Raw genomic sequence first — 14,952 nt, forward strand, 5'->3', positions numbered from 1 at the left:
TCATCACGAATGCGACGGTAACCATAACGACCTTCATTTTCCTCATAAATCGCTTTAATCTCAGCTTTCAAATCGGCATCTACATCTGGACGATTCATTTTCTTTACTAAATCATAATACGTGCTTCGAGGAATAGTAGCTAGCTCCACGAGTGCCTTCACCGAATATTTATGCCTTAATTCATAGACTACTTGCGCTTTGTCTTGTTTTGTGATTTTTCCTTGTTTTGAACTAAGGCATTTAACTTTTTTAAGTACTCATTTTCCATCTCAAGCTGTTTAATGCGTGCTTCAAGTGCTTCGACTGACCCTTCAGCTAAATGTTGTTTTAATTGTTTATTTGAATCTTTTTTCATGGATGGACGCCCCTTTTTCTTAGATTGAAGGGCATCAATTCCTTGTGTTTCGAGCTGTTTTTTCCAAACAGAAATCGTTGAAGGGGCAGGAATATTAAAGATAGCTGCCGTCTCAAATAAGGACATACCGTTTTCAATCATAAAGTTTAGTACGTCTAGTTTAAATTGTTGTGTGTAATTTGTACATCGTTTTAGAAAAGCTTCCAGACCATTCTGTTTATATTGGTTTACCCAATTCAAAATGATTGTGTCACTTATACCGAGCGATCTACCCATTTCTCGATAACTTTCATTTCCGTTCAAATAACGTAGAACGATTTGTATTTTTTCATCAGCTGTAAATTTAGCCATAGAAAAACTGCACCTCCAATTGTTAGACTGTGTCTAACAATTGGGGTGCAGTTCAATTCACTTCACTCTTTTTTATCACAATTATCTACTTTCCACTTCAACTGAAACTACTCGATCAATCTCTTTCAGGGAACTATATAACTCTGTTGTATATAAATCTTCTGGAGCTAAAATAACCATTTCCAATTGCTGAAATGCTCCACTATCTATATCTTTAATTTTCACGCGTTTCACATGCATGCCTAAATTTTTAATTTGCTTAAATATACCATCTAACTCATGATGCTCTTTAACAGTAATTTTTATAGATAAATCCTTTTGTCTTAATGAATACGGTCCTGCAATTTTCACAAGTTGCGGAAGTACATTAATCGCTAAAATAATTAAAACCATAGCAACTGTCGCTTGTAAATAAAATCCCGCACCAATTGCGATCCCTAAAGCTGAAGCAGCCCACACCATAGAAGCTGTTGTTAATCCAGAAATAACATCATTACTTCTTCGTAAAATGACACCTGCGCCAAGAAAACCAATTCCACTAACAATTTGAGCGGCCAGTCGCATCGGATCCATATTTGTATGTCCTGGAACAGAATATACATGCACAGATTCAATTGAAACCATCGTAATTAAACAACTTGCTACAGAAATAACCATACTTGTTTTCACACCAAGTGGTTTATTCTTTAGCTGCCTATCTATCCCGATGAATAATCCTAAAAAGAGTGCTAAACCTAATTTGAGTAAAAATTCATATGACATATTTCCATTCTCCTTACTTTACAATGTTTCCCTTAGAATAACTCACTATAACTCTTTTATGATATCAATTCCAGTCTTTTCTATTCATTTAACGTAAAAAACCGAAAAAACATTTATAACGATGTTTCTCCGGCTTTTTATTACACTTTAGATTCTTCTTTATTTCTGATCTTTAATCTTAATTTCTGCATCTTTGTAGAATGCTAATTTACTGTCATTATACTCTTTTGTAAATTTGTTAAACTGCTCTTTCGACTTTTGTGCTTCCACATTTAATTCATTAACAGTTTTAACTTTTTCACCGATTTCTTTTAATTTCGTTTCTTTTACTTTTAATTTTTCATACAGTTCTTTTTCAGTCGCTAACACTTTCGTGTAATTTTCATTCATCTTTTTGAATGCATCATAACGGTTTTTATACGACTCTTCTACTGCTTTTGCTTGTTTTTGTAACTTCTTATCTTCAATCTTCTCTATATTACTTTGAACAGATTTTGTTTCCTTCTGTGCTTTTTCTAACATTTCTTTTTCACTTTTCAATACTTTTTCACGATCATCTACATTTGCAGTAGCTTGCTCTATTTTCTTTACAACTGCTTCATTATGATCTTTACCTTCTTGCAAAATTTGAGCATATAATTCTTGCCCTTGTTTCTCTAACTGCTCTAATTTTTTTGCTTCATCCACTAAAGATTTTTCTTGTGTTGCTGCTGTTTCAAAAGCTGTATATAGATTTTCTTCTGGCTTTTCACCGAAACAACCTGTTAAAAGTCCTACTGATAATACTCCTACTACTGCTACTTTTCCATACTTCAACGTTCATTCCTCCATTACATACGGTTATCATGCCAGAGGTTCACTGGGAAGTGATTCTCTTCATGATAAGCTTCAAACTCATAACCCTTTTCTTTTAGCCCCTTTAAAATTGCTGGCACAGCAGCAACTGATTGCGGGTGAATATCATGCATTAAAATTACTTCTTGTGGTTTTGTTGCGTTTGTTAATACATTTTGAGCAATTTGTGCTGCAGCTGCATCAATTGGCATTTTATTGTATTTCCAATCTGATGAATCAATTGTCCAATCCCATACTTTAAATCCGCTTTCTACCACTTTATTTCGAAGACCTTCATTCAATCCAGGCATCGAACCATATGGAGGACGTGTTAATTTAGGTGATTTCCCAATAATATTAGCGATTAAACCTTGATCTTCTTTCATCTCATTTACATACTCGCCATTTTTATATAACTTTGCGAAATTATGTGTCATACTATGCATGCCTACATAATGACCCTCAGCATTTTCACGTTTCACTAAATCAGGAAATTCTTTGACATTCGCTCCAATTAAAAAGAACGTCGCCTTCGCATCATGTTGTTTTAGCGTATTTAATAATTCAGCCGTATATTTCCCTGGCCCATCGTCAAATGTAAGATAAGCAACTTTTCTTTCTTTTCCATTAAAACGACTTGGTGCCGTTTTATTCATTTCAACTTTCGGCTGTTCACTTGCAAGCTGCACTACATTTTCTTGTTTCGCAACAGCTTTTGCTGGTGAAGTAATTGATTGGAACATGTAATACCCAATAGCTACTGCGGCAATCGCTATTAAAACGACTACTATTTGTTTAATTTTTAAAGCTTTTTCCATTCTATCGAATTCCTCTCCCTATTAATCTTATATATAAATCGCCCAATATAATTATACATCTATTTATTTTTATTTCACCATGTAAACAGATTTTTTTGTATTATACTGGGAGTTTTATCAAAAGTATTGTTCCATGTGCTTATAAGACTCAACGTATCTCCATGAAGATCCACCATTTTTTGACGATAGCTAAACCATATTTTCACCTATTACATAATTATTAATCTGGCAAAATAGCTGGTCAATATATGATAAATGATCTTTCGCAATTACTATCTCTTCATCTTTCACCTTAATCGCTTCAATGTGTATGAATATGTAATTGCATTTTGAACAGTCTTTCTTTAACCTGTTTCAATTTCCACCAATTCAATTGTTCTATAAATAGTGATAAATTGAATTTCCTTTCCTTCAACTTTAGGAGCTAATTTCCAAATAGTCCCCTCTAGTATATCGTATAATTACACCTTTTGTTTATATAAATTAAAATGATTTTAGTATAATTTTTCTAGAACAAAAAAACGTTATTAAAAAGTTGCTAATCCACTTCAAAAAAAAGATTGGCAAAAGCCAATCTTTTTTTATTATTCGTTTCGAACTGATTTTGGCGTTACACCTAAATGATCATTTAATTTTTTTGAAATATCTTTTATATTTTTTTCATTTGGAATGTAATAATAAATACCACCGATACGTTTATCTGTACCTTCTATTTGCATTTTTTCCATTTCCAAATTAGTTCCTGCCATATTTTTTGTAATGGCAAGCATATCGTCAAATGTTAAGTTCGTTTTCATGTTTTTATCAACCGCATCTAGTAAAGAGCCCATTTTGCTAATTGATTGAACAGACATCGCTTTTTTGGCAATTGCTTCTATTACAAGTTGCTGTCTCTGTCCACGCATTGCGTCACTATCAATTTTACGCGTTCTTGCAAGTGCAAGTGCTTGTTCTCCATTTAAATGTTGGTAACCTTTTTCTAAATGGATCATACCAGCTTGGTCTTTACTATCTTGTTCAGTGAAAGTAACTGGTACATCAATATCAATACCACCAATTGAATCGACAATTTGTACGAATGATTCAAAGTTAAACTTCACATAATAATCAACAGGGACATTTAAAAATCTTTCCACTGTATCGCGTGTGCTTTCTACGCCACCAAATACGTGAGCATGAGTAATTTTATCTAATTTTTTTCTAGTTGGAATATAAACACGTGAATCACGTGGAATACTTACTAGCTTAACAGACTTATCATCTTTATTAATTGTTGCTAATAAAAGTGCATCTGTTCGAACTGCTTCGCCATATTGGCTTTTTCTCATTTCACTTCCATCTACACCCATGATTAATATTGAAATATTATCCTTTAAAGGTTCAACTTCTTTATCACGCTTTGATGACTTTTCAATTTTTGCATATGCATCATTTACAACTGCTTTTGCTTTATTATATATAAACGAACCATATCCTACTCCTCCAAAAATAAGTAGGAAAAATGGAATTAATATGAACCATTTTATTGACTTTCTTTTAGAACGCTTTTTATTACTTCTCGTATTTTGTTCTAATTCAGAGCTCATACCCATTCGCCTCTCTTTCTCTTTACCAAGTATAATGTAAGTCTATTTATCTTCATATTGAATTTCCTTTCATTAACCTTACAATTTTGTAAGGTTACTACTTAAACCCAATATGTATTCCATTTCACATTATACTCTCGTACTTATTTTTGGCAAGTCACTATTTACCAATTTCAAAAATTTAGCACTTCGCAACATGCAAATTTATAAATTCATTAACTCTTTCATTTTAAATTAGGATATCTTTTTCCAGATAAACGATATGAATAAAGAGTCCAGCTAATAATAAAACCTCTATGAATACAGTATATTTCACGTTATTATTTCTCAAACGGCGTATACATGCTTTTCTTCCCCTGATTATCAATAAAAGCCGACTTTGCTTTTATTTTCGTTTTTTCTACTTCCATGTCTTCATTTGAGAAGTTCACAATGATTTTAATATCTTTTCCATAAGAAACAGATTGTACTAGCTTATCTTCTGACAAATACGCAAAATTCGTCATCTCTTCTTTTACTGCTTTTTCATGAACTTCATTCCAAACTTTTAGATGCTCTGTAATTTCTTTTTTATGTTTATTCCACTCTACTTCATCTAAATGGTACAACGGAGGAACATTATACAATAATTCAGACAGCATTCGATTTCCAACTTCATCTTTTACCTTTAAACTTCCCCATTCCCAATGATGCGTTGTAATAACGGAATCATTGTATACTAATTTATATAATGGTACCGAATATACTGGATTTAAATATACTTGTTTATATTCTTCTTTCAATGGTACTTGTTTTGCATATTTTTCGGGAACATTTTGATTTGGTGACCAATATCCACCGACATAATACGGACTTGTTTTATTTTTCCGCATATCTTCATCGTCCCATTTAATAACAGGTGTTTCAATTCCGTGTGCAAATGCAATCGTACTACTAGCAAAATCATTTCCACCTTCAGAACCAACGACCATACCCTTTTCTTGTGCAATGTAGTCCATTCGTTTTAAACGTGCTTTTAAATCTTGCTCTTGTGTCGTTATATGTTTCGCTGAATAGTCATCGTAAATTTCACCTGTCGCATCACAATCAATAAACCATGAATTATATTTAGGACCATTTTGTAATATATCATTCATGCGTTCCTTTACACTAGGCAGCGATAAAGTCGGGTTTAACTTGCGACCTCTGCCTAAAAAGCCTTGCACCTTTTCTCCGTTTTTCTTCGTTACAGTAGCCTCTTCGTATAATGATGGGTCATTAAAGGATGCTGTGTTCCAATTTTTATCACTTTTTTCGTGAATGGAATGATATGAATCATACGGACCAACTAAATACCCCATTTCCTTCGCTTTTGCCACGAAATTCGGTTGCATAAATCCTTGTTCCCAGTTCGGCAGACCAATCCACGCTTTTTCTATTCCGGCCTCTGTCATTTCCTTTAGTATGTCCGTTCCATCTGCATTACCCCATTTACTTACCTCTTCAACCGCATCGCCAAGTAGCGACTTTAATAAATGCTTATTTAAGCTATACAATTCTGTATTCGTTAAGTGACCTACACCTTTCTTTAATAGCACACTAGCTTCCTGGTCAACGTTTTGAAAAATATCCTCTTTATAAAATTCCTTCATGGATAATACTTCGTTTATATAACGTAAAATAACATTTTTTTGATACTTATCAATGAAATCTTGTTTACTTACTTGATCTAATACATTCAGTTCCCCAGGCTCTGAACTATTCTTTTGAATAAGTTCTTTTATATGACTAAACAGCGGGCTATTTATTTGCTCCCTTAGTTTTGGCCAATTTATATTATTTTCTGATAAACCATTTTGATTCCAAAAATAAAAATGCGCCGCTCCATATAACTTTTCGATTTCTTTATTTTTTCTAGCCTTTTCTTGTAATGTTTTAAATTCACCTTTTCGAACAATATCATCCTTATACAGTTTAGCAATGCTTACCGCATCATTATTTGTCACATATAATTGAAATCCATATGTTTTATTTTTATTTATGCTCGGAAATTCATGTGTAAAATCAAATCCTATTTTCGGATCCGAATGAAATTTCAATTCATTATTAAACATATTGTTTGCAATATATACAATTGAATATTTCGAACCATTTAATGCGAAAAACTTCATAGAAAATGATTCAGCAAATGAATATGCATCATCCTTTAAAAACTTCTTCCAATTCTCATCATTGCTCGGAATTTGCTTACCCTCCCATAACGGAAGTGTATAATTTTCAGCTTCTACTTTCGGCCATGTAAAACTTTCTGCACCAGTCGATTCCACTTCAATGTTTAAGTGGTCTTTTTTCTTTTCTAATTTTATTTTTACTTTTTGATCTGGATATTCCCACGATGTACGATCCTTTTCTTTTTTTACATTCGATACCTTCATTTTCGGTAGGGGTTGTGATGCCTGTTCCTTTACACCGTCATGTTCTACAGTTACTGTGAATGTTTCTGGATTTACATCATAAGTAAAATCTTTATACGTCGCTTTCTTTATTTTAGACTCTTGTACAGCATTACTACCTTTTACGTCACAACCGACTAAAGTCGAAAATGGCATAGTTGTTAGAAGACATATCGCTATCATTTTTTTCATCCTCTGCACCTCCACCAATGAATATACAGGTGGTTTGTTACAGAAATGTGGCAAAAAATAATAGAGCTAGCATTTTGCTAGCTCTATTTGGAGTATTAAAAGTTGATATGAACAACTATAATTCGCTTAGAAGATATGTAATACAGTAACTGCATTTTTTCTCAACAATTATGAAACTAAACAAATCAAAATTTTAACAAGCATTCTTTAACTGAAAAAATAAGTGTATACAATGTATCCTAAAAGTAGTACTAAAATGATTATCCCTGTACCTTTCCAATTCATACCGCCGGCTATATCAACTAGACTACCTGCTTCCGCTCTATTGAGTCCGTCATGTAAAGAACCCGTAGGATTACTTTTTAATTCACTTTGTCTCATACGCTCTCTTTTTTCTTCTGGTGACTCTTTATTCATTTAATCACCTCCAAAATGAATGCACTCTTTACTTACATTATTCAAAATCAACATTTGTTTTATATTTTTTTCCGAAAAAACCCAATTTAAAATAGGTTTGCAACGTAAAGAAAGCTAGCCATGCCAGCTTTCTTTATAATCCAATATGCTCTTCCTTATTTACAATAATACCTTTATGGTCGATTTCAAGCTCACATACTTTCATATCTGTAAATACTCTCGCTAATTGCTCAGCGATTTCTTGACGTTTCTCATATGGCGTTAATATAAAAATAGATGGTCCCGCACCGCTAAGTGCTGTGCCGTACGCACCAAATTCTTTTGCGCATTTACGAATAGATGGTAATAACGGTACGAGTTCTAAACGATATGGCTCGTGAAAATGGTCTCTCTCCATCATTTCACCTACAACTTCCCACCGCTTTTGACATAATGCAGCTACTAATACGTTACTTATCGCACTAGCTTTAACTGCCTCATGAAACGGAAACATCTTTGGTAATACAGATCGACTTTCATCTGTATTTAATTCTTCATTCGGAATAAGAGAAATTACCCCTAATTCCTTGCTCTCAATTCTTACGACGGAAATATCCTTTCCATCAAGTGCTCCGATTACAGTTCCACCTAATATAGAAGCAGCAACATTATCAGGATGTCCTTCAAAATTTGTAGCAATTTGAACTTTTTGATCAGCAGTTAAGTTCAAATCACCTAGTTGATTCGCAACCTCTATCCCAGCTACAATCGCTGATGCACTACTTCCTAGCCCTCTCGTTAATGGGATATTGCTAGTAACTTCTATTATATGGGGTGATATAGAAGGACATACTTTACATGCCGTGCTAACGATTAAATTTTTATCGTCTGTCGGAATTGATTCTTCAAAGGAATGGATTACTTGCCACTTATCAGCTTTTTCTTTAACCACCACATCTAAATACAATGACAAAGCTATTCCAACTGAATCAAATCCAGGACCAACATTCGCCGTACTAGCAGGGACACGAACGCTTAATGGTATCACGACATAATCACCCCTTTAATATGATCTTTAATTTGTTCTATATTATTTGACAAACTTGCGATGTCTAGTTGATTTGAAGAAATAGCGATATCAGGATCCTTCAAACCATTTCCAGTTAATACTGCAACAACTGTTTCTCCCTCTTTGATTTTTCCAGATTGAACATGTTTAATTACGCCGGCTAATGAAGCATTTGATCCTGGTTCAGCGAAAACTCCTTCAGTTTTTGCTAATAACCTATACGCATATAAAATTTCTTCATCTGATACCATATCTATTTCACCACAAGACTGCTCGGCAGCCTCTACTGCATACGACCAACTTGCTGGGTTACCAATGCGAATTGCTGTTGCAATTGTTTCAGGCTCTTCAATTACATGCCCTTTTACAATTGCAGCTGCTCCTTCTGCTTCAAAGCCATGAATTCTTGGCTTCTTATAACCTTTTTCTTTCTCATATTCACAGAAACCTTTCCAATATGCTGTAATATTTCCTGCGTTCCCAACAGGGATAGCTAGAACATCTGGTGCATTTTGCAATTGGTCACAAATTTCAAATGCTGCCGTTTTTTGCCCCTCAATTCGATAAGGATTTACTGAGTTTACTAACGTAATCGGCTCTTCTGCAGCAATATTTCTTACAGCCTTAAGTGCATCATCGAAATTCCCTTCTATTGAAATAATTTCAGCTCCATAAGCGACCGCTTGCGCTAATTTCCCATGTGCAATCTTTCCTTCAGGTATGACGATTATACATTTCATCCCAAGACGTGCCGCATATGCTGCAGCTGATGCTGATGTATTACCTGTTGATGCACAAATGATTGCTTCTGAACCTTCTTCTTTCGCCTTAGCAACTGCCATCACCATACCACGATCTTTAAAAGAACCTGTCGGATTCGCTCCTTCGTACTTACCATATAGCTGAACCCCTAATTGCTTTGATATATTTAATAACGGAATAAGAGGTGTGTTTCCTTCCATTAAGCTCACATCAGGTGTTTTTTCATTCACCGGTAAATAAGAAGCATACTGTTTTAATAGTCCTTTATACATATTGTTTTTCCTCCTCAATAATGTAGTAACTGTTTATTTCACTTGCGACAGCTTCTATCGCTCCTAAAACTCGTTCGAATTGATACTTGGAAGTTCGATGTGTCACAACAACAACTTCTGCCAGTTCACGGTTTAAAGGTAATTGAATAACTTCTTTTAAACTTACAGAATAATTAACGAAACATTCTGTTATTTTTTGCAACATCCCAGGCTCATCTCGTAATGAAATACGCAAGAAATATTTCGAAACTACTTCTTCATCACCTTGTAATTCATAAGGAACTGGTTCTTTTAACGCACTTTTATTTTTCGGCACTTGATTCATATTTTTAACGATGGAAATAATATCACTTACTACAGCAGAACCAGTTGGCAACTTTCCAGCTCCAGGTCCGTAAAACATTACTTCTCCTACCGCTTGACCGTGAACATATACTGCATTAAATTCATTATTTACATTCGATAATGGATGACGACTTGGTAAAAGTGTCGGTTCTACACTTAAATGAATGGCTGATCCTTGTTTTTCTGCTTTCCCAATTAACTTCATAGTAAATCCTAACTTTTCAGCCATTTGTAAATCTTCTTTTTCGACCTTTCGAATCCCTCTTACTTGCACATCATCTAATGAAACATTCATCGAAAAACCTAAGTTTGCAAGAATTGCTACCTTTCTCGCCGCATCTAGTCCATCTACATCTGCTGTCGGATCCGATTCTGCAAAACCTAATTTTTGCGCTTCCTGTAAAGCCTCTTCATAAGACCACCCATTTTGACTCATTTTTGTTAACATATAATTTGTTGTACCATTTACAATTCCCATTATTTTTTCAATTTGATCTGATGCTAGCCCGTCAGTTAGTCCTCTTAACACTGGAATACCGCCTGCTACGCTCGCTTCATAACATAAATCACAATCATTATCATTTGCCAGTTGAAGAAGCTCTGCACCATATACAGCCATTAAATCTTTATTTGCTGTTACGACATGTTTTTTATTTTCTAAAGCCTTAACAATATGCTGTTTTGCTTCTTCAATTCCGCCCATTACCTCTACTACAATATCAATATTTGAATCATTTAGAACTTCATCTGCATGACTTGTGACTGCAATTCCGTCAATACAAACATCGCGTTCTTTTTCCAAATCACGTACAACGACTGTTTTCACTTTCACTTCGTATCCTGTATCAAGAGCGATTTTTTTATAATGTTCTTTCAAAATATGAACAACACCACTTCCGACCGTACCTAAACCTAATACCCCAACATTTATAACGTTATTCATCTTCTAATCTCCTCCTAAAAGTTTAATTGTTACACCTATAAATCACCTTATTCTGCTCTTTGGCCATGCAGGTGGTGGTTATTTCCGTACGTACAAATTGTTTCATGTTACAAGCACCTCCTTTCAAAGTAATAAAAAAACACACTCATCCCTAGGAAAGGGACGAATGTGTTTTCGTGGTTCCACCCTTGTTCCAATCTAGACGTATCTCCTTCTAGATTGCTCAAGTTCAGATAACGGCTGATACCGTCAATAATTACTAGATTACTCGTTCACTATTGAAGTTCAAAGGTGGTAAAATCATTTCTCGTGTTAGGAAGCTCACACCCTTGGCTTCCCTCTCTGTAAACCGTAAAAATGATTTCTTGTCCTTATCGTTACTTTTTCGTTCATGTTTATTTGTTAACTCATTATACTCGCATAAAAAACAAAATCAACAATATTTTTCAATTATTTTAAATTTTCGGTCTCAAAAACTATAAAAAAACACACTCATCCCTAGGAAAGGGACGAATGTGTTTTCGTGGTTCCACCCTTGTTCCAATCTAGACATATCTCCTTCTAGATTGCTCAAGTTCAGATAACGGCTGATACCGTCAATAATTACTAGATTACTCGTTCACTATTGAAGTTCAAAGGTGGTAAAATCATTTCTCGTGTTAGGAAGCTCACACCCTTGGCTTCCCTCTCTGTAAACCGTAAAAATGATTTCTTGTCCTTATCGTTACTTTTTCGTTCATGTCTATTTGTTAACTTATTATAGTTATCAACTTTTTAAAAAGCAAGCCTATTTTTACTAACTATTTTCAAGAACTTTTTTTATTATATTTTACAATAGCATTATGCAACCGCCACTCAATTTACCTATTTTGTTATTTCTCCAGTTTATAAATCAACGGTTCATATATAAAGTGAAACTTTAATCAGTGGGGATTTTGTTCATCCCCACTGATTATTAGTTGAACCAATCGGGCTTTTACGGGCAGTTGATACCCACCTAACTTCTTTACTTACGCTGAATTTTAAGGTAGGGGTCTTACTGCCCGTTAATGCGGGATAAGTTCCCCATTCTAAAACCCGTACATATCCACCTTACAAAACTATATCAATAAAATTTTCAATACAATCTTTTTGTATAACTTTCTTCTAAAGAACGTGCAACATCTTCTTCTGAAGTATTCACTTTCGCATGCTCCAGCAACATTTTTGCTGCTGAAGGTAACTCTTTTTTATTTAACCAAGATTCTGGATCCCACATCTTAGAACGAATAAAAGCTTTTGCACAATGAATATAACACTCTTCTATTTCAACAACAATTCCAAGCAACGGATTACGTCCATTCGCCTGCATTTCTTTCAAAACTTCTTCGTCGTTTGTAATATACGCTCGGCCATTTATCCGGAGTGTCTCCCCAAGACCTGGAATAAAAAAGATTAGTCCTACACGTGGATTTGAAATAATATTCAAAATGGAGTCTATACGACGATTGCCCGGTCTTTCTGGAATGATAATTTTATTATTATTTAATACGTATACAAATCCAGGTGCATCTCCTCTCGGCGAAGCATCACACTCTCCTAATTTATTTGCAGTAGATAATACTAGAAAAGGAGATTTAGACAGAAAATCTACGCAATGGTGGTCTAATGATGAAATAACTTTCTTTAACGCTCGCTCACTTGGTTGCCCCAATATTTTCCGTAACTCTTCCTCTGTTGAAATAATCGATTTTATTTCCATACGCTCTATCTCCACTTATAACTACTCCTTTTTCTTTATTTTCCCAAAATTCAATACAAATATTGTATAATAAAATTTGAGGAAAGGGGAATTAAAATGACAGAGTGGTTAACAATATTTGATCCTGAAAGAAATACACTTGGGAAGAAATTACGTGACGAAGTGCATCGTGACGGTGATTGGCACGAAACATTTCATTGTTGGTTTGTAGAAAAAGATGCTGAAGATATGTTCTTATATTTCCAATTACGCTCTAAAAATAAAAAAGAAGCTCCATGTATATGGGATATTACTTCAGCTGGACATATTATGCATGATGAAGATGTACAAATTGGTGGCCTTCGTGAAATCGAAGAAGAATTGGGGCTTTCCTTTCAAACTACTGATTTAATATACAAAGGCATCTTTAAAATAGATTATGAAATTTCAAATCTTACTGATCGTGAATTTTGTCATATGTATTTTCACAATGTCAACAATCCACTTCCATTCGCACCAGGTGAAGAAGTAGACGATGTGATGAAAGTACATACAACTCCTTTTCTACAACTATTAAAAGGAGAGATTTCATCTTTAACGACGATTTCAGTCCTAAACAATAAACCGATTACGATAACATTTGAAGATATTTATCCGTATGATCTTGCATACTATGAATTTGTTGTTGAACAAGGAAAAGAACTACTAAAAAATAATAGTTTGTAAATATAATAGGACTCCTATCTATCGTTGACTGAGAGTCCTATTTTCCTTATCATCATTGTTCAATTGTCTTTAATCTCTTCTCTACTCGCCTAAATAAGTGAATGATTAACAATACCATGACCGCCATAATCACTGCTGTTGTATGTGGATATCTAAACAGTATACTAATAATACTTCCAATTAACATCATGATGAATCCGTTTTGCTTCATCACTTCTGCACTATACCTATTACCCGCATCCCATAATTCCTTATTTTTCATGGATCGTTTCGTACGATAACCATATGCTGCGTTAATATCCGTTGGTGGATTTTTTTGAAGGATAATTGCAGCAAGTATAAATATAACACCGATCAATATGCTTATTCCTACGTTTACTAATGCATAGATCAATTATACCCCCCCTAACTTACACCCTCATTATACGACACGACCCCTTTTTTTCCAATTTATAACGCATTCAATTTCTTTCTTTTGATGTCTGGAACATACTCGGAAGTGTTACAAAACGTGCCCCTTTCGTTTTTAACTGCGGAATGATTTTGTCTAGTGCATCTACAGATCCTTGTAGATGCCCACCCGGTGTTGAATGCTGAAGGATGACACTTCCTGGAAATGAATTCCCTAATACATTATTTGTAATCGTATCAGCGCTTACACCTTTCCAATCAACTGTATCAACACTCCACTGTACAATCATAAAATTTTGCTCTGTCGCCCACTTCAATTGATTTTCAAGTATTTCACCGTATGGCGGACGTATAAACTTTGGTGCATAACCAGCTAAACGATTTAATATTTCTTCTGTTTTTATAATTTGATTACGGTACTCATCCTCATTTACTTTCGCTAAATTTGGATGACTATACGTATGATTACCAATTACATGCCCTTCATTTGCAATACGCTTTACTACGTTCGGAAATTTTTCTGCGTTTTCACCAAGTAAGAAAAAAGTAGCTTTTACATTATGTTGTTTTAACTTATCTAATATTTTTGGCGTGAATTCTGAATCTGGTCCATCATCAAATGTAAGAGCTACTTCCGCTTTATTATACGGTCCTGAAAATGCGTACGCATATTTTTCAACCCATGAAAATGGTGTCCACGATCCACGATCATCTACTTTCATTTGTACTTCATAGCTTTGAGGGATATATGCGTATGGCAATGCGCTTATATATTCTCCATAATAAAGTGAGTTATATGGCATATAAGCATACGAAACATCTCGTTCTAGTCCCCATTGATATGGAGCAAACATTTCTGGCGAATAAAAATAATACATGATAAAAAACCTCCCTAAATTTTCATATGTGATTCATCTGCACTTTGTTAGAGAAATTGTTATTCATAAACAAAAATAAGACTGTCCTTAATTAGGACAG

General features: G+C 34.4%; 13 protein-coding genes, 1 pseudogene and 2 other annotated features. Of the genes and pseudogenes, 1 reads left to right on the forward strand and 13 read right to left on the reverse strand.

Translation table 11 applies throughout. From position 1 onward, the window contains the following. From ACYFX0_RS14040 to ACYFX0_RS14090, 11 genes and pseudogenes are all read right to left on the reverse strand, one after another. Positions 1-706: pseudogene (locus tag ACYFX0_RS14040) on the reverse strand (transposase); the annotation flags it as partial. 81 nt (positions 707-787) lie between these two features. Beyond that, positions 788-1,468, reverse strand: coding sequence for an MgtC/SapB family protein (locus tag ACYFX0_RS14045; RefSeq protein WP_000119510.1), 681 nt, complete (start codon positions 1,466-1,468; stop codon positions 788-790). A 159-nt stretch (positions 1,469-1,627) separates the two neighbouring features. Beyond that, positions 1,628-2,284, reverse strand: a complete 657-nt coding sequence (locus tag ACYFX0_RS14050; protein WP_000873575.1) for a YkyA family protein — start codon at positions 2,282-2,284, stop codon at positions 1,628-1,630. A gap of 14 nt (positions 2,285-2,298) precedes the next feature. Beyond that, a complete protein-coding gene (locus tag ACYFX0_RS14055; protein WP_000409486.1) occupies positions 2,299-3,120 on the reverse strand; it encodes a peptidoglycan-N-acetylglucosamine deacetylase in 822 nt (273 codons plus the stop codon). Positions 3,121-3,704: 584 nt separating this feature from the next. Further along, positions 3,705-4,706, reverse strand: coding sequence for an LCP family protein (locus ACYFX0_RS14060; protein WP_002083270.1), 1,002 nt, complete (start codon positions 4,704-4,706; stop codon positions 3,705-3,707). Between the two features lie 320 nt (positions 4,707-5,026). Next, complete coding sequence (locus tag ACYFX0_RS14065) at positions 5,027-7,330, reverse strand: glycoside hydrolase (RefSeq protein WP_000738097.1); 2,304 nt, start codon at positions 7,328-7,330, stop codon at positions 5,027-5,029. A gap of 207 nt (positions 7,331-7,537) precedes the next feature. Continuing rightward, entirely contained in the window at positions 7,538-7,747 is a 210-nt protein-coding gene (locus ACYFX0_RS14070) for a DUF6366 family protein (RefSeq protein ID WP_001031477.1), read from the reverse strand. A gap of 133 nt (positions 7,748-7,880) precedes the next feature. After that, positions 7,881-8,774 (reverse strand): homoserine kinase, encoded by an 894-nt coding sequence (gene thrB, locus ACYFX0_RS14075; RefSeq protein WP_000612685.1) that lies wholly within the window; start codon positions 8,772-8,774, stop codon positions 7,881-7,883. Beyond that, positions 8,771-9,829, reverse strand: coding sequence for a threonine synthase (thrC, locus tag ACYFX0_RS14080; protein ID WP_000276426.1), 1,059 nt, complete (start codon positions 9,827-9,829; stop codon positions 8,771-8,773). Before thrC ends, thrB begins: the two co-directional genes overlap by 4 nt. After that, entirely contained in the window at positions 9,822-11,117 is a 1,296-nt protein-coding gene (locus ACYFX0_RS14085; protein ID WP_001066894.1) for a homoserine dehydrogenase, read from the reverse strand. The genes thrC and ACYFX0_RS14085 overlap by 8 nt, the downstream gene beginning before the upstream one ends. 155 nt (positions 11,118-11,272) lie before the next feature. Then, positions 11,273-11,504, reverse strand: a binding site (T-box leader). A gap of 115 nt (positions 11,505-11,619) precedes the next feature. Further along, positions 11,620-11,851: a binding site (T-box leader), on the reverse strand. 383 nt (positions 11,852-12,234) lie between these two features. Further along, a complete protein-coding gene (locus tag ACYFX0_RS14090) occupies positions 12,235-12,873 on the reverse strand; it encodes a pyridoxamine 5'-phosphate oxidase family protein (protein ID WP_000402143.1) in 639 nt (212 codons plus the stop codon). An 81-nt stretch (positions 12,874-12,954) separates the two neighbouring features. Between ACYFX0_RS14090 and ACYFX0_RS14095 the strand changes: the two genes are divergently transcribed. Next, a complete protein-coding gene (locus ACYFX0_RS14095; protein ID WP_000141348.1) occupies positions 12,955-13,563 on the forward strand; it encodes an NUDIX hydrolase in 609 nt (202 codons plus the stop codon). Positions 13,564-13,615: 52 nt separating this feature from the next. Here ACYFX0_RS14095 and ACYFX0_RS14100 read toward each other — a convergent pair whose 3' ends face one another. Both ACYFX0_RS14100 and ACYFX0_RS14105 read right to left on the reverse strand, forming a co-directional pair. Further along, positions 13,616-13,954, reverse strand: a complete 339-nt coding sequence (locus tag ACYFX0_RS14100) for an SdpI family protein (protein ID WP_025989011.1) — start codon at positions 13,952-13,954, stop codon at positions 13,616-13,618. 70 nt (positions 13,955-14,024) lie between these two features. Beyond that, complete coding sequence (locus ACYFX0_RS14105; RefSeq protein ID WP_000291206.1) at positions 14,025-14,852, reverse strand: peptidoglycan-N-acetylglucosamine deacetylase; 828 nt, start codon at positions 14,850-14,852, stop codon at positions 14,025-14,027. Positions 14,853-14,952: the final 100 nt, after the last annotated feature.

Source organism: Bacillus sp. NEAU-Y102 (assembly GCF_054788175.1).